This window comes from Streptomyces sp. NPDC002004, assembly GCF_053593975.1.
This window is the reverse complement of the sequence record NZ_JBSFDP010000003.1, coordinates 157,754-176,680: the sequence shown is the minus strand read 5'-3', so window position 1 is coordinate 176,680 and position 18,927 is coordinate 157,754. Positions and strand designations below refer to the sequence as shown.

Here is an 18,927-nt window from a genome sequence, read left to right as displayed (position 1 = left end):
GGAACGGCGGACGGCCGGAGTGCCGGGGCCCGCCGATGCGGGCCCCGGGGAGGGTCAGGAGTGGCCGAGTTCCTCTTCGGGGCCCTCGGGCTCCACCGAGCCGGAGTCGGGGGACGGCCTGAGCGGCATGGCGTCGACACGGAGTTCGTCGATGACCGGCGCCGGCGGCTGCGGGGGCTTGGGCATGACCGCGGCCTCGGAGTGGGCACCGCAGCCGTAGGACAGGGAAACCAGCCGTCCGTCGGCCGGTGCGAACTCGTTCGCGCACACACCGAACGCCTGGCCCAGCGAGCCCCCGACGGGCACCAGGAAGCCGCACGACGCGCAGGACGCCGGCGCGGCCTGCGCCATCTGCGTCTTCGGCCCGTACGACTCCTCCCAGCGGTCGGCGGCCGTGTGCAGCCCGTACCGGGACAGGACCCGCGCCCGGCGCATGCCGAGCTCCTCCGCCACCGCCGCGATCGATCCGCGCGTCGGCACGACCGGCAGGTGCGCCGGGACCCCGGCGGTCACCTCGGCGTCCTCGGCCTCGACGAGGTCGGCCATCTCGTGGGACACGGCCGAGCTCGGCACCGGCTCGTCCTCGCCGGAGTACCCGGGTTCGAGCCGCAGGTCCTCGGCGTCCGTGGGCAGCAGGTCCCCGGGGCCCAGGTCCCCGGGCCGCAGCCGCTCGCTCCACGGCACCCACTCCGGGGCGAGCAGCGCGTCGGGCCCGGGCAGCAGCACCGTCTCGTCGAGGGTGACCACCTTCGAGCGGGAAGCCCGCGCGACGGTCACGGCCCATCGCCAGCCGCGGTAGCCCGGTTCCTTGCACTCGAAGAGATGGGTGACGACCCGGTCCCCCTCGGAGACGAGCGCGACATGCTCGCCGACGACACCGGGCGCGGCGGTCTCCTCGGCCGCCGCCCGGGCGAGGTCGACCGCCTCGGCGCACATGCGGTCAGGGGTACGGCTTCGCGTTGTCGCTGCGCTCACAGGTATCGCTTCTCTCCTACGCCGTCTCACGGGTGCGCCGTTCAGCGGCGGAAGCGACCGGGAACGCGGACGGAGCGGCTGGGGCATCCTCGCGGGCCCTTGGGGCACCGGAGGAAGGCCGCGTCGACGTCCGCACCCGATCGATCGTCCTCGGGGCGCACCTCTGTCATCCATTGTGCGCGATGGTTCAGAGGCGCACGGACGGGACCGACCGCCGCGGGCGCGCTACGCACGCTACCCTCTCCCGGCTCCGGAGCCCACACCGACGTACGGCACCGTGCCCGCCCCTCTTGCCGGGGCACCGGTGACGGGCCGTTCTCCGCGGGTCCGCGACGGGTCCCCGCCGTCCGCTCCCCCGGTACCGGAACGGCCGCGCACGGCCGCTGTGCGGCGCCTCCGCCGCGGCATGGGCGCCCTCCCGGGTCCGGGACATCCCGGCCGGTCACGCCCCGCGCCCGGCGCGCCGCACCGCCACTCCCCCGCGGGTCCCCCGCCCGCGCCCCGGCGGCACGTCGGCACGGCAGGGGCCGGCGAACCCCCGGCGCCGCCGCGCCCATACGCGCGGTAACCGCACTAGCCGCCCCCTCCACGGGGCACTATGACGAGGTGGCAGCCGCGAGGGCGTCCTCTACCGACAGCGGGTCCGGGTGGGTCCGCCGGGCGGGCCGTGCGGTCGGGCGCGCCCTGCACCTGCCGTTCAGCGGTGCGGCGCGCGGCATCAGGAAGGCGACGCACGCGCACGGCGCGGGCGAGTCCGGGCTCGGCAAGCTCATCGAACTGCACGCGGTGAACGGCGCCGGGGACGTCATGATCACCGTCGCGCTCGCCTCCACCGTCTTCTTCTCCGTACCGACCGACGAGGCACGCACCCGCGTCGCCCTCTACCTCGGCATCACGCTGGCGCCCTTCGCGCTGCTCGCCCCGGTCATCGGCCCGCTCCTGGACCGGCTGCCGCACGGCCGCCGGGCCGCGATGGCCGGCGCGATGCTGGCCCGCGCGATGCTGGCGCTGATCCTGGCGAGCGCGGTCGTCACCGGCACCCTGGAGCTGTATCCGGCGGCGCTCGGGGTCCTGGTGGCCTCGAAGGCGTACGGCGTCGTGCGCAGCGCCGTCGTCCCGCGGCTGCTCCCGCCCGGCTTCTCGCTCGTACGGGCCAATTCCCGGGTCACCCTCGCCGGGCTCCTGGCCACGGGCATCGCCGCGCCCATCGGCGCCGGACTGCACGTGGCCGGGACCCGCTATCCCCTGTACGGCGCCTTCCTCATCTTCTGCGCTGGCACCTTCCTGTCCTTCACGCTGCCGCCCAAGGTCGACTCCTCCAAGGGCGAGAGCCGGGCGCTGCTCGCCGCCGACGCGGAGCACCTGCACGGCCCGCACCTGGCGAAGACCATGGAGAAGGCGCCCCGCCCGGGGCTGCGCACGGTGGGCCCCGCCGTGACCCACGCGCTCGCCGCGAACGCCGTGCTGCGCTGCCTGTCCGGGTTCCTGATCTTCTTCCTCGCCTTCCTGCTGCGCGAGCATCCGCTGACCGGACAGAGCGCGGCCGTGTCCCTGGGCATGGTGGCCGTCTCGGCGGGCGCCGGGAACGCGCTCGGCACGGCCGTCGGCGCGGCGCTGAAGTCACGGGCGCCCGAGCTGATCATCGTGACGGTCGTCGCGGTCGTCCTGGGCGTCGCGGTCCTGGCGGCCGTCTTCTTCGGCACCGTCCTCGTGGCCTTTCTGGCCGCCGTCGCGGGCTTCGCGCAAGCCCTCGCGAAGCTGTCCCTGGACGCGCTGATCCAGCGCGATGTGCCGGAGCTGGTGCGGACGTCGGCGTTCGCCCGTTCGGAGACGCTGCTGCAGATGGCGTGGGTGGTCGGCGGCGCCATCGGCATCTCGCTGCCGCTCAACGGCCCGCTGGGCCTGACGGTCGCCGCCGTCATCGTCGCCGCCGGCTGGCTGACGACCGTACGGGGGCTGTTGTCCGCCGCCCGGCGGCGCGGCGCCCCACGCCCCCACGTGGCCTGACTGAGCCACGCCGACGACGGCACCGTACGGCACGCCGTACCCCCACGTGGCATGTCCGCACAGGGTGCCCGATAGCCTTCGGCCATGACCTCCCTGCGTTCCGCCTCCGGCCGTCGCGCCGTCGCCGTCGTCGGCGTCGTCTCCGCCGGGCTCATGCTCCTGTCGGCCTGCGAGAAGCCGTCGCCGATGGCCACCGTCACGGTCGGCGACGGCTCGGTGAGCTCGGAAGCCTCCTGCTACAACAACGGCAACCCGGTCAAGCCGACCGATCTCGCCACGTGCCTGAAGGACACCGACCTCAAGTCCCTCAAGGTCGACCCCGACGCGACCGTGCGGTTCGGCGTGGACCCGGCCGTCGCGGACAAGGGCTGGACGATCCTGCTCAACGGCCAGGCGCTCACCGAGTCCAGCAACAAGACGTACCGCACCATCCCGGGCAGCGTGTTCTTCAACCAGCAGTACGGCGCCAGCGGCAGCACCTCCACCGTGAGCATCGTCGAGGGCAGTGCCGGCAAGGCGTACGGCCTGTGGTCGTTCAAGCTCAAGAAGAACGCCTGATCAGCGGCTAGAACCGATCGTGCGCGTCCTGGTAGCCACCGCGGTCCCGCCGGAACGGGACGCGGTGGCCCTCGCGTTCGTCCACCCGGCACGGGAGGTGACGCTCCCCGGGGCGACCCTGCACCGTGTACCGGCCGCCGGCCGGTGGGATCTGCTCGCCGCCGGTGTCGGCCCGGCCCGAGCCGCCGCGTCCACCGCCGCCGCGCTGACCGCCGCCGCCCTCGCCGGTGAGCCCTACCACCTGGTCGTCTCGGCCGGTATCGCCGGCGGCTTCGCCGCCGCGCCCCCCGGTGCCCCTGGAGGTCCCTCGGCCCCGGGAGGCGCCGCGGCCCCCGTCGGATCGGTCGTCGTCGCCGACGCGATCACCGCGGCGGACCTGGGCGCCGAGACCGCCGACGGCTTCGTCCCGGTGACCGAGCTGGGCTTCGGGACCGTCACCCACCGTCCGCCCGTTTCACTCGTACGAGCGGCCGCCGCCGCGGCGGACTGCGCCACCGGAGAGGTGCTCACCGTCTCCACGGTGACCGGCACCGCCGCTCGCGCCGCCGCCCTGCGGGCCCGTCATCCACGCGCCCTCGCCGAGGCGATGGAGGGCTTCGGCGTCGCCGAGGCCGCCGCCGCGTACGGCTGTGCCGTGCTGGAGGTCCGCGCGATCTCCAACCCCGTCGGCCCGCGCGACCGCGCCGCCTGGCGGATCGGCGAGGCCCTGACGGCGCTCACCGACGCGTTCGGGAAGCTGGCGCCCGTACTGGAGAGTTGGAAACCGCATGACGACGACTGACCCCGCTACCGGCAGGCCCCGGCGGCCGCAGGACATCGCCCTGCGCATCGCCTACTCGCCCTGCCCCAACGACACCTTCGTCTTCGACGCCTGGGCCCACGGCCGCGTCCCGGGCGCTCCCGCCCTCGACGTCACCTTCGCCGACATCGACATCACCAACGGCATGGCCGAGCGCGGCGCGCCGGAACTCGATGTGCTCAAGGTGTCGTACGCCGTCCTGCCCTACGTGCTCGACGAGTACGCGCTGCTGCCGTGCGGCGGTGCGCTGGGCCGCGGCTGCGGGCCCCTGGTGCTGACCCGGGAGCCGGGCGACGGGGGCGCCGTCCCTCTGCCCGGGGTGCTGACGGGCGCGACCGTCGCCGTGCCGAGCGAGAAGTCGACGGCGTACCTGCTGTTCCGGCTGTGGGCCGCGGACACGGTCCCCGGCGGGGTCGGCGAGATCGTCGTCATGCCGTTCGACCAGATCATGCCCGCGGTGCGGGACGGTCGTGTGGACGCCGGACTCGTCATCCACGAGGCGCGCTTCACCTACCGGAACTACGGGCTGCACCGCCTCGCCGACATGGGCGAGCACTGGGAGCGCACGACGGGGCTCCCCATCCCGCTCGGCGCGATCATCGCCCGCCGCTCCCTCGGCGCGGAAACCCTGCATCTGCTCGCCGAGTCGGCGCGCACCTCGGTCCGCATGGCCTGGGACGACCCGGAGGCGTCCCGCGGCTACGTCCTGGAGCACGCCCAGGAGATGGACCCGAAGGTCGCGGACCAGCACATCGGCCTGTACGTCAACGAGTTCACGGCCGACCTCGGCGACGAGGGGTACGCGGCCGTCCGCGGGCTGCTGACCCGCGCCGCGGCCGAGGGACTCGTCCCACCCCTCGGCCCGGATGCGCTCGCCTTCCCGTGAGGCCCGTGCCCGCGGCCGCACGCGTACGCGGTCGCCGCGGGGCAGCAGTACGGCCGGACCGCTGTGCGTGTCCGGCCGTGCGTCGGGGTGCCGTACCGCTCCGGATGGGGCGGGGCGTCGGGGTCGGGCGGTGGGTCAGACGTCCAGCTGGTCGGCGACCGCGCGCAGCAGGCCCGCGATCTTCTTTCCGGAGGCCTTTTCGGGGTAACGGCCCTTCTCCAGCATCGGCGTGATGTTCTCGAGCAGCGTCGTCAGGTCCTGGACGATCGAGGCCAGTTCGTCCGGCTTGCGGCGCTGCGCCGCCGCCACCGAGGGGGCCGGATCCAGCACCGTGACGGACAGTGCCTGGTCACCGCGCTGGCCGGCGACGACACCGAACTCGACGCGCTGGCCCGGCTTCAGGGCATCGACACCATCGGGCAGGACGGAGGAATGCACGAAGACGTCCCCGCCGTCGTCGCGGGAGAGAAAGCCGAAGCCCTTCTCGCTGTTGAACCACTTGACCTTGCCGGTAGGCACGTGAAGTCCTCGTCCTCGTACTCGTCACGCCGCTCCGTCCCAGCGACGAAGAAAAACGGCTCTGGATAGCACTACAGCGGGTCGACCGACCCGCCGGCACCAAGGCTAATGGTCCCAGGGCCGCTGACAAGACGCCCCCGGTGCACCTCCCCCGGTTTGCTCCACCCGCTGGGAACTACCCTGGTCGAGTGCGTGACAAAACCACTGACGACGCGGCCGGACCCGGGGATGGCCTGATCCGTGCCGGTGCGATCATCTTCTTCCTCGGTGCCGCGGCCACTCTGGTCACGGTCGCCCCGCTGCTGCTCGGCGCGAAACCGTTCCCGACCTACATGTTCGGACTGAGCATGCTCATGGGCGTGGGCTTCCTGGTCGCCGGGGCGGGGGTGCTGCGCTCCATCGCCGAGCAGCGCCGCCGGGCCCGCGCGGCGGCCGGTTAGCCGTCCCCGCCGTCCGGCCGTCCGGCGCCCGGGAGGGGGCCGGTCACCGGTCGCATCCGGTGCCGTCCGGCCCGCCCGGGGCCAACTGCTTCCTCAGGCCTGCCCGTCGGAGGCCGCCCGGTACTCGTCCAGCCAGCCGCGGAACTCCGTGAGGTCGCGGAGCACCACGTCGGCGCCCGCCGCGCACAGTTCCTCCACGCCGCACGGCCCGGTGGCCACCGCCACGGACAGCGCACCCGCCGTACGCGCGCCGCGTATGTCGCCGGTGTGGTCGCCGACGTACACGCTCGCCCCGTGCTCGCGCAGCGCGAGCGCCTTCTGCTCCGCCCACAGATCGCCGATCACGGCGTCCGCCCCGAGGTCGAGGTGCTGGGCGTGGAGCCTGGCGCTCGGCTCGTACTTGGCCGTGACCACGATGGCGCGGCCGCCCGCCGCGTGCACGGCGTCGATCGCGTCAAGGGCACCGGGCAGCGCGGGCGTCGCGGCGATCGCCCGCACCGCGTACATCTCGCGGTAGAGGTCGGCCATCTCGGCGACCCGCTCGGCGGGGAACCAGTTCGCGATCTCGATCTCCAGGGGCGGCCCGAGCCGCGACACGGCGAGGTCGGCGTCGATCCAGACCCCGGTGCTCGCCGAGAGCTCCTGGTACACCTCGCGGATCCCGGGCCGCGAGTCGATCAGGGTCATGTCGAGGTCGAAGCCGACCGTCAGAGTGCGCGAGGTCATGGAGCCATTGTGCGCGGCGGGTGACCTGCGGGGTCCGGGGGGTGCCACGGCCTCCCGGGTCCCGGAGTGCTCCGCCGCCCGCGGGGTCTCCCGGCGGACGCCCGCCTCCGGGCCCCGGGGGTCGCACGCCCCGGGGCCCCGGGGTTCGCTCACGGCGCCGGGGCCGCCGGGCAGGTGGCGTCGGCGGAGGGGACCCTCCCGGTGAGCAGATAGCGGCTGCCGTACCGGTCCATGCAGGCGTTCCCGTCGAACAGGTACTGGCCGTGGTTGCCGCCGCCCGCGACGACGAGACGGGATCCGGACAGCGCCCGGTGCATCCGGCGCGCGCCCACGACCGGGGTCGCGGGGTCGTCCTTCGCCTGGAGCAGCAGGACCGGCGGCACCGCCGCCGAGCCGATCTTCACCGGGCGGGCCGTCGGCGCCTTCCAGAACGCGCACGGCGCGCTGTACCAGCTGTTCAGCCAGGCGAACAGCGGCGCCTTGCGGGCCGCGGCCGCGGTGTCCCGGTGCCAGGTCGTCCAGTCACGGGGCCAGGCGTCGTCCACGCAGTTGTACGCGAGCCGGGCGGGGTCCACCATGCCGAGGGCGAGCTGGTCGGTGGCGCCGAGCAGATGGCTCGGGTCGCCCGCCCGGTAGTCGGCGACCGCCTGCGCCGCATCGCCCCAGAACAGATCCGTGTACATGGCGGAGGCGAGCAGATCGTCGAGCTCGGCGCTGCCCGCCCGGCCCCCGGCGGGCCGGGCCGCGAGCTTCCTGCGGGCGGCGTCCCAGGCGGCCGAGACCTTCGCCTGCGTGGTGCCCAGGTGGTAGGTGCCGTTCTTCCTCGCCGCCCACGCGAAGAACTGGCCGGCCCGGTGCTGGAGCGCGGGGTTCTGGTCGAACTGCGAGGCGTAGGCGGTGACGGTCGGGTCGACCACGCTGTCCAGGATCATGCGCCCTGCGTGCGACGGGAACAGCGTCGCGTAGGTGGCACCGAGCTTCGTCCCGTACGAGTAGCCGAGGTAGTCCAGCTTCTCCCGGTGCATGGCGGCACGGATGCGGTCCATGTCGCGGGCCGCGTTCTCCGTCGTGATGTACGGCAGCAGGTCCGCGGAGTGCGCCGCGCACTGCTCGGCGACCTTGCGGGCCACGGTCACCCGCGCCCGCTCCTGCCGGTCGTTCGCGGGCGTGTACGGTCCGGCCGGGTGCTTGATCAGCCCGCTCGTGTCCCCGCAGGAGACCGGGGTGCTGGCGCCGACGCCGCGCGGGTCGAAGCCGACCACGTTGTACTGCGCGGCGACGTCCTGGGGCAGCGAGCTCCACACCAGCTTGGCGGCGCCGATGCCCGACTCGCCGGGCCCGCCCGGGTTGACCACGAGGGTGCGCGGCGCGTTCACGTCGCCCGCGACCGACAGGGTGAGCTTGATCTGCCGGCCGCCCGGCGCGGTGGGGTCGAGGGGCACCTTCAGCGTGCTGCAGTACGTGCCGTGCGGCGCCTCGGAACCCGCCGGACAGGTGGACCAGTGGAGCGCGGCGGGCCCGGTGGCGGCGGGCGCCGCCTCCGCCGCCTGCGGCACGGCGAGGGCGAACAGCCCGAGCGCCGTGGCCACGGCCGCGCCACGGCGGACGAGGGAAGAAGTCGGGGTCGTCAAGTGCTCCTGCTTTCCGGTCGGTTGGGCTGCTCTGCCGGAAAGGAGGACGGGGAAAAGGGGACAATCGGTTCAGCCGCGCGGATACCGTCCCCGCTGCGAGCGCCAGACCAGGAACAGCGCGGAGCCGACGGCCGCGCCCCGCAGCACCCACGGCCAGGTCCCGGCGATCGCGTCGGCCATGTGCCCCTGCCGGATCGGCTCGCCCCACTTGCCGTTCATCCGCCCCCACAGCCACCCGATGCCCGTGGCGGCCGCCAGCCCCGGCACGCCCATCACCGCCCATTTGGACTCCGCGACGGTCAGCCGCCGCGATGCCCATGCGATGAGCCAGCCGGCGCCCAGGGCGACGAGGTTCCCGAGCAGCGCCCCGGCCACGAGCAGCGCGGCGGCGAGCAGCAACAGCGGGTTGGTCCACCGGGTTCCGCCGACGACGGCGCGCCCGGGGAACCACCGCCGGCGCACGGCCGGGGCCACCACCGGCTCCTCGTCCGGGACGGCGGCCTCGACGGGCTCGCCCGTACCGTCCGCCTCCTCCTCGTCCTTCGCGGCGGGCGGCGGTTTGAGTATCTCCGGGATCTCCACGCCCCCCACGAACCCGGGGACCTGGTCCGTCGCGCCCGGCGGGCCGCCCTCCGCCCGCCACCAGTCGGGCTCCCGCCCGCCGCCCGGGCCCAACTCGTCCATGCCCGCGAGGTGGGGAGGCGAGGGCCGGCTGCGCACATCGGGTCCGGCGACCCGCTGCGACGGCACGGCCCGCCTGCCCCGCGGCGCGCCGCCCCGCCCGGACGGCGGTACGTCGCCGCGTTCGCCGCTCCCGGCCCGGTCCCCGGGCGTGCCGTCCCCGGTGCCGGCCGCGTCGACCACCTCGTCGGGGCTGCCCAGCCGCGACAGGATCCGGCGGACCGCAGCCGCGCTGTCGCCGCCGGCCGTCGCCCGCCGCTGCTCGATCTCGCTCCGCAACTCCGCGACCAGCCGCATCCGCACCCCGGACGCCAACTGCCGCTGCTGGGCCAGATCCCCGACCCGGCTCAGATAGTCGAAGACGAGCTGATCACTCTCAATCCCCACGAACCGACGGTACCGCCAGGACAGTTGGCTCGCCGCCACCGCGGCGAGCGTGGCGGCCGCTTCCCCCAACGGTCCGGCAGCGGCGGCCGACGGCTGCGGGGGCCGGGCGGGGGCGAATTACGAGGGCGTCCCCGACAACCCCCGGGTTCCCGACCCCGGCGGGTAACGTAAACGAGATGAGCAGCGATCCAACGCCCCCGTCGGCCCCGCGCTCCCTCGCGGAGGCGCTCCGCACCCGCGACGACACCTCGCTCGCCACGCTCCTGCGCACCCGCCCCGACCTGCTCACCCCGGTCCCCACCGACCTCACCCAGCTCGCGACCCGCGCCGGGACCCGCGCCTCCGTGGTGCGCGCGCTGGAGCGGCTGGACCGTTTCGCCCTGCAGGCCGCGGAGGCCCTGGCGGTGGCCCCGGAACCGGCGACGTTCGACACGCTGCGCACGCTGCTCACCGGCGCGGCCCCGGATCCGGAGGACCCGCACGTCGCGGACACCGTCGGCGCGCTGCCCCGAGCCCTGACCACCCTCCGCGAACAGGCCCTGGTATGGGGCACCGACGACCGGCTGCGCCTGGTCCGCACGGCCCGCGAGCTGCTCGCCCCGTCCCCGCAGCACCCGTCCCCGACCGGCCTCGGGCCAACCGTCGCCGAGGCCACGGCGGGCATGTCGCCGGGCCGCGTCCAGGAGATCGTCACGACCGCCGGACTGCCGTCGACGCACGACACGGTGTCCGCGGTCGCCGGGCTCAGCGCCCTGTTCACGGACCGCACCCGGATGTCGGCGCTGCTCGACGGCGCGCCGCCGGACTCCCTCGACGTGCTGTCACGACTGGTGTGGGGGCCGCCCTACGGCCAGGTCACCGCCACGCCCGCCGCGCATCTGCGCTGGCTGCTGGACCGGGGTCTGCTGCTGCCGACGGCGCCCGGCACGGTCGTCCTGCCGCGCGAGGCCGCCCTGCATCTGCGCGGGGGCCGCGCGCACCGGACGCTGGAGCCGCTGCCGCCGACGGTGGAGGCCGCGGCGGACCACCGTCCACAGGTTGTGGACGCGACGGCCGCCGGCCAGGCGTACACCGCGCTCGCGACCGTGGAGGAACTGCTCAGGGACTGGGACGAGGGCGGTCCCGCCGTGCTGCGCGCCGGCGGCCTCAGCGTCCGCGACCTCAAGCGCACGGCGGTGGCGCTGGACGCCCCGGAGCCCCTCGCCGCCTTCTGGGTCGAACTCGCCTACGCCGCCGGGCTGCTGGCCTCCGACGGCGAGGCCGACGAGCGGTACGCGGCGACGCCGGGGTACGACGAGTGGGTGGAGCTGCCGGCGCACGAGCGCTGGGCACAGCTGGTCTCCGCATGGCTGGCCGCGACCCGCACCCCCGGCCTGGTCGGCGGCCGCGACGCCAAGGACCGTTCGCTCTCGGCCCTCGGGCCCGGCCTGGACCGCTCATCGGCCCCCGAGGTCCGCCACCGTGTCCTCGCGCTGCTGGCCGCCCTCCCCGAGGGCGCGGCGGCCGACCCGTCGACGCTCCTCCTCCGCCTGCGCTGGGAGCGCCCGGTGCGCGGCGCGGCCGCGGACAGGGACCAGGAGGACCTGCGTACCCGCCTCGCGCGCTGGACCCTGTCGGAGGCGGAACTGCTCGGCATCACGGGCCGCGGCGCGCTGTCGGCCCACGGCCGGGCCCTCATCGGCCTCCGGGCCACCGAGACCGCCCCGGCCGGCGCACCGGACGGGCCCGGCCCGGCGGGCACCGCCGTCCGCGGCCCCGCCGACACGGCCGCGGCCGCCGCCGGAGCCGCCGCCCTGCTGGCCCCGCTGCTGCCCGAGCCTCTGGACCACGTGCTCCTCCAGGCCGACCTCACGGCGGTCGCCCCCGGCCCGCTGCGGCGCCCGCTCGCGGACGTGCTGAGCGTGCTCGCGGACGTGGAGTCGAAGGGTGGCGCGACGGTGTACCGGTTCACGCCCGGTTCGGTGCGCCGGGCGCTGGACGCGGGCAAGTCCGCGTCCGACCTGCACGCGTTCCTCACCGCGCACTCCCGCACGCCGGTCCCGCAGCCGCTCGCCTATCTGATCGACGACGTGGCCCGCAAGCACGGGCATCTGCGCATCGGCGCGGCATCGGCGTACGTGCGCTGCGACGACGACGCCCTGCTGAACGAGATCCTCGCCGACCGGCGCGCCCAGCCGCTGCGGCTGCGCCGGCTGGCCCCGACGGTGCTGGCCGCGCAGGCCGACCCCGCGGCGCTCCTCGAAGGCCTGCGCGCGATGGGTTTCGCGCCCGCCGCCGAGTCGCCCGAGGGCGATGTGCTGATCACGCGCGCGCACGCCCACCGCACCCCGCCGCGCACGCCCCCCGAGCCCGTCCCCGACGGCCCGCCCGTCCCGGACGCCACCCTCCTCGCCGCCGCCGTCCGGGCCATCCGGGCCGGCGACATGGCGTCCACGGCCCCGCGGAAGACCCCTGCGGACGCCGACCGCCCCGAGGCGCTGCCCCGTACCTCCTCCGCCGACACCCTCGCCACCGTGCAGGCCGCCGTCCTCACCGGCGAGGCCCTGTGGATCGGCTACGTCAACGCCGAGGGCTCCGCCAGCCAGCGCGTCATCGCCCCGATCCGCGTCGAGGGAGGCTTCGTCACGGCGTACGACCACACGGCGGACGAGGTCCGCACCTACCCGCTGCACCGGATCACGGGGGTCGCCGAACTCGCCGACGACGCGTCCTGAGCGACGGCGGGACGACACGTCCCGGGCCGACGACGGAACGACAGGGCCCGGTCCTCGTCCCGACGGTCGGCACGCCCGTCGTCGGCCGTACGCGGCCGCCGTCCAGGCCGTGATCGGCGGCCGGTCGTGCACACTGGACGTTTGGCCGCGCATTCGCGCGGACGGCGAGTGCAGGAAAGGGACGCGCGTGAACGGTCCGCTCATCGTCCAGTCCGACAAAACACTGCTCCTGGAGGTCGACCACGAGCAGGCCGACGAGTGCCGGCGGGTCATCGCGCCGTTCGCCGAGCTGGAGCGGGCGCCCGAGCACATCCACACCTACCGTGTGACACCGCTCGGGCTGTGGAACGCGCGGGCGGCCGGGCACGACGCCGAGCAGGTCGTGGACGCGCTGGTGCAGTACAGCCGGTATCCCGTCCCGCACGCCCTCCTTGTCGACATCGCCGAGACCATGGGCCGGTACGGCCGGCTGACGCTCCTGAAGCACCCGGCCCACGGCCTCGTGCTGACGACGACCGACCGGCCGGTGCTCGAGGAGATCCTGCGCTCCAAGCGGATCATCCCGCTCGTCGGCACCCGCATCGACGCGGACACCGTCGCCGTGCACCCCTCGGAGCGCGGGCAGATCAAGCAGACCCTGCTGAAGCTGGGCTGGCCCGCCGAGGACCACGCGGGATACGTCGACGGGGAGGCCCACCCGATCGAGCTCGCCGAGGACGGCTGGGCGCTGCGGCCCTACCAGCGGCAGGCCGTCGAGGGGTTCTGGCACGGCGGCTCCGGCGTCGTCGTCCTGCCCTGCGGCGCCGGCAAGACCCTCGTCGGGGCGGGTGCCATGGCGGAGGCGAAGGCCACCACCCTGATCCTCGTCACCAACACCGTCTCGGCCCGCCAGTGGAAGCACGAGCTGGTGCGCCGCACCTCGCTCACCGAGGACGAGATCGGCGAGTACAGCGGCACGAAGAAGGAGATCCGGCCGGTCACCATCGCGACGTACCAGGTGCTCACGACGAAGCGGAAGGGCATCTACCCGCACCTGGAGCTGTTCGACTCCCGCGACTGGGGGCTGATCGTCTACGACGAGGTGCATCTGCTGCCCGCACCGGTCTTCAAGTTCACCGCCGACCTCCAGGCCCGGCGGCGGCTCGGCCTGACGGCCACCCTGGTGCGCGAGGACGGACGCGAGTCGGACGTGTTCTCGCTCATCGGGCCCAAGCGCTTCGACGCGCCCTGGAAGGAGATCGAGGCCCAGGGCTACATCGCCCCCGCGGACTGCGTGGAGGTCCGGGTCAACCTCACGGAGTCGGAGCGCCTCGCGTACGCCACCGCCGAGGCGGAGGAGAAGTACCGCTTCTGCGCGACCACCGACACCAAACGGAAGGTCACCGAGGCCATCGTGCGCCGCTTCGCGGGGCAGCAGATCCTCGTCATCGGCCAGTACATCGACCAGCTCGACGAGCTGGGCGAGCACCTGAGCGCACCCGTGATCAAGGGCGAGACGACGAACGCGCAGCGCGAGAAGCTCTTCGAGGCCTTCCGGCAGGGCGAGATCAACGTGCTGGTCGTGTCCAAGGTCGCGAACTTCTCGATCGACCTGCCGGAGGCGACCGTCGCCATCCAGGTGTCCGGCACCTTCGGCTCACGGCAGGAGGAGGCCCAGCGCCTGGGGCGGGTGCTGCGCCCGAAGGCCGACGGCCACCAGGCCCACTTCTACTCGGTCGTCGCGCGCGACACCATCGACCAGGACTTCGCCGCCCACCGGCAGCGCTTCCTGGCGGAGCAGGGCTATGCGTACCGGATCATGGACGCGGACGAACTGCTCGACTCGGCCTGAGCCGGCGCGAGGCGGGGTGAGCTCCCGCGAGTCGTCCTGATCCTCCGCGAGTCACCCCGAGTCCGCGCGAGTCACCCCGAGTCTGTTGAAAACGGAAACCCCACAAGCGCTTGCTGACGTCATGATGTGAGCCCTGCGTGGGGAGACCGTGGGGGAGACCTTGGGGGGTCCGATGGAAGCTGTGCGTGCGCTGGGGGCGGGGGATCCCGACCGGGTCGGGCCCTATCGGGTGGTCGGCCGGCTGGGGGCCGGCGGTATGGGGCGGGTGTATCTGGCGCGGTCCAAGGGGGGCCGCGCCGTCGCCGTGAAGGTCGTACGGCCGGAGCTCGCCGAGGACCGCGAGTTCCGCCAGCGGTTCGCCCGCGAGGTCGCCGCCGCCCGCCGGGTGAACGGCGTGTTCACGGCGGGCGTGGTGGACGCGGACCCCGAGGCGGACCCGCCGTGGCTGGCCACCGCCTATGTGCCGGGCGTCTCGCTGGACACCGCCGTCGCCCGGCACGGGGCGTGGCAGGCGGGCCCCGTGACGACGCTGGCGGCCGGGCTGGCCGAGGCGCTGGAGGCGATCCACGCGGCGGGGCTCGTGCACCGGGACCTGAAGCCGTCGAACGTCCTGCTGGCAGCCGACGGCCCCCGCGTCATCGACTTCGGCATCTCGACGGCGACCGAGGCGAGCGCGATCACCCGGACCGGCGTGGTGATCGGGACGCCCGGGTTCATGTCCCCGGAGCAGCTGACCGGCGAGCCGGTCGGACCGGCCAGTGATGTGTTCGCTCTGGGCGCCGTCCTCGCGTTCACCGCCTCGGGCACGGGCCCCTTCGGCACCGGGTCGGCCCAGGGCCTGATGTACCGGATCGTGCACGGCGAACCCGACCTGGACGCGGTGCCGGAGGAGGTGCGCGGGCTGGTCGGACGGTGCCTGGCGAAGCGGCCCGAGGACCGGCCCGGCGTCGACGGCCTGCTCTCCGAGCTGACGGACGCGGCGGGCGCCGCCCGTACGACCCTGCTGTTCACGAGCGCGTCCTGGCTTCCGCCGCAGGTGGCCTCGACGGTACGGGAGGTACGGGACGGGGTGGCGTCCGGCGCCGACGGCGGGGCCGGAGACGACGCGGGGCCCGGGACGCCGGGGCCCGGCGCACCGGACGCCGGCCCCGGGGTACCGGCCGGCACTCCCCCGCCGCCCGGCTCCGCCACCCCGCCCGGCGGCGCGCACCCGCCGTCCCACCAGGCGCCCACCGTCACCGGACCGGTCCCGGGGACGCCGCCGCCCGCGTACACGCCCACCGCGCTCGCGTCGGACGCTGCGGGCGGCGCGACACCCGCGGGCCAGGGGTTCGGGCCGCCGACGCCCGTGGGCCAGGGGTTCGGGCCGCCGACGCCGGCCGGGCAGGGATTCGGCGGGGCGACGCCGCCGCCCGGAACCGTGCCCTCGGGGAACCTGCCGCCCGCGACCCCGCCGCCGGGGACGCTGCCGACGCCGGTGCCGGGCGGCGCTCGCGACGGCTCCCCGCGCAGACGGCGCGGGATCGTGATCGCCTCCGCGCTCGCGGCGGTGCTGGCGATCGGTCTGGCGGCCTGGCAGGCGGACGCCGTGCTCGGCGGAGGCGCCTCGCCCTACGTGTCGCCGTCGTACTCGGACACATCGACCCCGTCGGACACCCCCTCGGACACGCCGTCGTACACCCCGTCCGAGACGCCGTCCGACACCCCGTCGTACACGCCCTCCGAGACCCCGTCCGAGACGCCGTCGGACACGCCCTCCGAGACGCCCTCCACACCGGCCGCCGACGTGACGGACCTGTCCGGCCGGTGGAACGGCAGCTACGTCTGCAACCAGGGCATCACGGGGCTGGTGCTCACCGTCGAGCAGCACGACGACGGCACCGCCGACGCCGTGTTCTCGTTCTATCCGGCCCCCTCGAACCCCCAGGTGCCGCGCGGCTCGTTCGCCATGGCGGGGACGATGCAGAACGGCGTGCTGACCCTGCGGGCCACGCACTGGATCAACGAACCGCCGAACTATCTGACGGTCGACCTCCAGGCCACCTACGACACCTCGGCCCCGGACCACCTGGACGGCCTGGTCTACGGCCCCAACTGCACGACGTTCTCGGCGGACCGCTCCTGACCCCCGTCCGCGGCCGGACCGTCGGCGACAGGACCGCGCCCCCGGGCGGGCGGTCCCTGACGGTCCGCCCCCGGCCGACCCCGATGCGTGACCGGGACGGCGCACGAAAACCCCCACTCGGCCGGCGCGGCCCCGCGGTCGCGCCGGTAACCGGCGTTCAGCGCCGGTGGACCCCCGCGTCCTCGGCGTACTCCCCCAGGACGGCGACCCGGAAGGCGGCGCTCACATAGACCTTGACGGCGTGCAGCGCATCGCCGACGAGGTGGAGGTGGCGGGTTCCGGTGACGGCGGTCGCGCCCGGCGGGCCGCGGTGCACGGGGTGGGGGGAGAAGGCATAGATGCTCATGTCTCCATGATGGGTTTCCCGCGGCGCCCCCGCGAAAAATCATTCGTCGCGCCCCGAGCCCGTCGCCTAGAATCTCCGCTCCTGCCCGCCTCCCTCAGCCGGAGAGCCACCGCCCGGACGGAAACCGGGCGGCGTCCGACCATGTCGCACACGCACACGCTGCCGGAGGCACCCCACCATGTCCCGCCCGTCCGACGACCCGCTGTCCCGTGAGCGCTCCCACCTCGCCGCGTCGAGGTCCGCGCTGCGCGCGATGCGCGAGGACGTCGAGAACCTCGACATCAGAGACGTCACCGCGAACTGGGTGAACGCGGCGGTGCTGCAGCGCCAGATCGACGACCGCATCAAGGCCCTCGCCGACCTCTCCCACACCCCGCTCTTCTTCGGCCGCCTCGACTATCTGCACGCCCCCGGCGCCGACCGGGCGGAGGGCGCGGACGGCGAGCAGTTCTACATCGGACGGCGGCACGTGCACGACGCGGACGGCGACCCGATGGTCATCGACTGGCGCGCCCCGGTGTCCCAGCCCTTCTACCGGGCGTCCACGAAGGACCCGATGGACATCGCGCTGCGCCGTCGCTTCGGCTACACCGGCGGCGACCTCACCGCGTACGAGGACGAGCACCTCTCGGACCCCGCCGAGTCGGCCCGCGCGAGCAGGCTGCTCCAGCAGGAGATCGAACGCCCGCGCGTGGGCCCGATGCGCGACATCGTGGCGACCATCCAGCCCGAGCAGGACGAGATCGTCAGGTCGGGGCTGTCCGGCACGGTGTGCGTGCAGGGCGGCCCCGGCACCGGGAAGACCGCCGTCGGCCTGCACCGCGTCGCGTACCTCCTCTACGCCCACCGCGAGCGGCTCGCCCGCACCGGCACCCTCGTCATCGGGCCGAACGCGTCGTTCCTGCACTACATCGAGCAGGTGCTGCCCGCCCTCGGCGAGCTGGAGGTGCAACAGGCCACCGTCGACGACCTGGTGGCACATGTGGAGGTGCGCGGCACGGACGAGCCGGCCACCGCCCTGGTGAAGGGCGACGTACGGATGGCGGAGGTCCTGCGCCGGGCCGTCCGCTCGCACGTCACGATGCCGTCCGAACCCGTCGTGGTGGTGCGCGGATCGCGCCGCTGGCGGGTTCCGGCGTACGAACTGGAGGACATCGTCCGCGAGTTGCTGGACCGGGACATCCGCTACGGCGCCGCGCGCGAGGCGCTGCCGCAGCGGATCGCGCACGCCGTCCTCGTCCAGATGGAGCGCGCGGGCGAGGCGCCCGACGACCGGGTGCAGGACGCGGTGGCCCGCAACAGCGCGGTGAAGGCGGCGGTCAAGGCGCTCTGGCCGGCCGTCGACCCGGCGAAGCTCGTGCTGCGCCTGCTGTCCGACGCGGACTTCCTCGCCGCGCACGCGGACGGGATCCTCGACGACGACGAGCAGAAGGCGCTGCTGTGGGCGAAGCCCGCCCGGAGCGTGAAGTCGGCGAAGTGGTCGCCTGCGGACGCGGTCCTCGTCGACGAGGCGGCCGACCTCGTCCGGCGCACGCACTCGCTCGGGCATGTGGTGCTCGACGAGGCGCAGGACCTGTCGCCGATGCAGTACCGGGCGGTCGGGCGCCGCTGCACCACCGGCTCGGCCACCGTGCTCGGCGACCTGGCGCAGGGCACCACCCCCTGGGCCACACGGAGTTGGGACGACGCCCTGCGGCACCTCGGCAAGGACGACGCGATCGTCGAGGAGCTGACGGCGGGCTTCCGTGTGCCGCGCGAGGTGATCGCCTACGCCTCCCGTCTGCTCCCGTCGATCGCACCTGGGCTGGCCCAGGTCGATTCGGTGCGCGAGACACCGGGTTCGCTGGTGGTACGCCGGGTGGAGAGCGGTCCCGGCGACGGACCGGACGGCCTTCTCGACGCGGCCGTGGTCGACGCCTGCGTCGAGTCCCTGGCCCACGAGGGGTCGATCGGCCTGATCGCCGCGGACGCCCGGATCCCCGCGCTCGCCGATGCGCTGGCGGCCGCGGGACTCGGCTTTCTGGCGCCCGGCGAGGAGACGACCCCCGACACCCGCCTCACCCTCGTCCCGGCGTCCCTCGCGAAGGGCCTGGAGTACGACTACGTGGTCCTCGACGAGCCGGCGGCCGTCGTGGACGGCGAGCCGGACGAACGCACCGGCCTGCGCAGGCTGTACGTGGCCCTGACCCGCGCGGTGTCGGGTCTGACGGTGCTCCACACGACGGAGCTTCCGGCCGCGCTGCGATGACACGGGCCCGGCCGCGCCCCGACGCGGGGCCGTCGGCCGGGCGGGGCCCGGCCG

15 protein-coding genes are annotated in these 18,927 nt (G+C 74.6%); 9 read left to right on the top strand and 6 right to left on the bottom strand.

The annotated features are described in order from the left end of the window. Positions 1 to 54 precede the first annotated feature (54 nt). Positions 55 to 975: a DUF3027 domain-containing protein gene (locus ACWCP6_RS06760; protein ID WP_450931280.1), complete on the bottom strand. Its 921-nt coding sequence runs from the start codon at positions 973 to 975 to the stop codon at positions 55 to 57. 606 nt (positions 976 to 1,581) lie between these two features. On the opposite strand from ACWCP6_RS06760, the gene ACWCP6_RS06755 reads away from it, so the two are divergent. From ACWCP6_RS06755 to ACWCP6_RS06740, 4 genes are all read left to right on the top strand, one after another. After that, positions 1,582 to 2,982: an MFS transporter gene (locus ACWCP6_RS06755; RefSeq protein ID WP_450931279.1), complete on the top strand. Its 1,401-nt coding sequence runs from the start codon at positions 1,582 to 1,584 to the stop codon at positions 2,980 to 2,982. 84 nt (positions 2,983 to 3,066) lie between these two features. After that, on the top strand, positions 3,067 to 3,540 hold the full coding sequence (locus ACWCP6_RS06750; RefSeq protein ID WP_450931278.1) for a DUF2771 domain-containing protein: 474 nt from the start codon (positions 3,067 to 3,069) through the stop codon (positions 3,538 to 3,540). A 19-nt stretch (positions 3,541 to 3,559) separates the two neighbouring features. Then, complete coding sequence (locus tag ACWCP6_RS06745) at positions 3,560 to 4,321, top strand: futalosine hydrolase (protein WP_450931277.1); 762 nt, start codon at positions 3,560 to 3,562, stop codon at positions 4,319 to 4,321. Then, positions 4,308 to 5,225, top strand: coding sequence for a 1,4-dihydroxy-6-naphthoate synthase (locus tag ACWCP6_RS06740; RefSeq protein WP_450931276.1), 918 nt, complete (start codon positions 4,308 to 4,310; stop codon positions 5,223 to 5,225). The genes ACWCP6_RS06745 and ACWCP6_RS06740 overlap by 14 nt, the downstream gene beginning before the upstream one ends. Positions 5,226 to 5,360: 135 nt before the next feature. Here ACWCP6_RS06740 and ACWCP6_RS06735 read toward each other — a convergent pair whose 3' ends face one another. Then, positions 5,361 to 5,744: a cold-shock protein gene (locus tag ACWCP6_RS06735; protein ID WP_450931275.1), complete on the bottom strand. Its 384-nt coding sequence runs from the start codon at positions 5,742 to 5,744 to the stop codon at positions 5,361 to 5,363. 188 nt (positions 5,745 to 5,932) lie between these two features. On the opposite strand from ACWCP6_RS06735, the gene ACWCP6_RS06730 reads away from it, so the two are divergent. Next, positions 5,933 to 6,184 carry a hypothetical protein gene (locus tag ACWCP6_RS06730; RefSeq protein ID WP_450931274.1) on the top strand — a complete coding sequence of 84 codons (252 nt, stop codon included), beginning with the start codon at positions 5,933 to 5,935 and terminating at the stop codon, positions 6,182 to 6,184. Positions 6,185 to 6,277: 93 nt separating this feature from the next. Here ACWCP6_RS06730 and ACWCP6_RS06725 read toward each other — a convergent pair whose 3' ends face one another. The 3 genes from ACWCP6_RS06725 to ACWCP6_RS06715 form a co-directional block, all read right to left on the bottom strand. Continuing rightward, on the bottom strand, positions 6,278 to 6,910 hold the full coding sequence (locus ACWCP6_RS06725) for an HAD family hydrolase (RefSeq protein WP_450931273.1): 633 nt from the start codon (positions 6,908 to 6,910) through the stop codon (positions 6,278 to 6,280). Positions 6,911 to 7,059: 149 nt separating this feature from the next. After that, a complete protein-coding gene (locus tag ACWCP6_RS06720; protein ID WP_450931272.1) occupies positions 7,060 to 8,541 on the bottom strand; it encodes an alpha/beta hydrolase in 1,482 nt (493 codons plus the stop codon). 69 nt (positions 8,542 to 8,610) lie between these two features. Next, the gene (locus ACWCP6_RS06715) at positions 8,611 to 9,609 is read right to left on the bottom strand and encodes a hypothetical protein (RefSeq protein WP_450931271.1); all 999 of its coding nucleotides are present in this window, start codon (positions 9,607 to 9,609) and stop codon (positions 8,611 to 8,613) included. A 176-nt stretch (positions 9,610 to 9,785) separates the two neighbouring features. Here ACWCP6_RS06715 and ACWCP6_RS06710 point away from each other — a divergent pair, with 176 nt between their 5' ends. The 3 genes from ACWCP6_RS06710 (at position 9,786) to ACWCP6_RS06700 (ending at position 16,279) form a co-directional block, all read left to right on the top strand. Continuing rightward, positions 9,786 to 12,323, top strand: a complete 2,538-nt coding sequence (locus ACWCP6_RS06710) for a helicase-associated domain-containing protein (protein WP_450931270.1) — start codon at positions 9,786 to 9,788, stop codon at positions 12,321 to 12,323. Positions 12,324 to 12,510: 187 nt separating this feature from the next. Continuing rightward, on the top strand, positions 12,511 to 14,154 hold the full coding sequence (locus tag ACWCP6_RS06705; protein WP_450931269.1) for a DNA repair helicase XPB: 1,644 nt from the start codon (positions 12,511 to 12,513) through the stop codon (positions 14,152 to 14,154). A gap of 172 nt (positions 14,155 to 14,326) precedes the next feature. Beyond that, positions 14,327 to 16,279 carry a protein kinase domain-containing protein gene (locus tag ACWCP6_RS06700; protein WP_450931268.1) on the top strand — a complete coding sequence of 651 codons (1,953 nt, stop codon included), beginning with the start codon at positions 14,327 to 14,329 and terminating at the stop codon, positions 16,277 to 16,279. A 157-nt stretch (positions 16,280 to 16,436) separates the two neighbouring features. On the opposite strand, the gene ACWCP6_RS06695 is transcribed toward ACWCP6_RS06700, so the two are convergent. After that, positions 16,437 to 16,625 (bottom strand): hypothetical protein, encoded by a 189-nt coding sequence (locus tag ACWCP6_RS06695; protein WP_450931267.1) that lies wholly within the window; start codon positions 16,623 to 16,625, stop codon positions 16,437 to 16,439. Positions 16,626 to 16,803: 178 nt separating this feature from the next. Between ACWCP6_RS06695 and ACWCP6_RS06690 the strand changes: the two genes are divergently transcribed. Then, positions 16,804 to 18,873 (top strand): HelD family protein, encoded by a 2,070-nt coding sequence (locus tag ACWCP6_RS06690; RefSeq protein ID WP_450931266.1) that lies wholly within the window; start codon positions 16,804 to 16,806, stop codon positions 18,871 to 18,873. Positions 18,874 to 18,927: the final 54 nt, after the last annotated feature.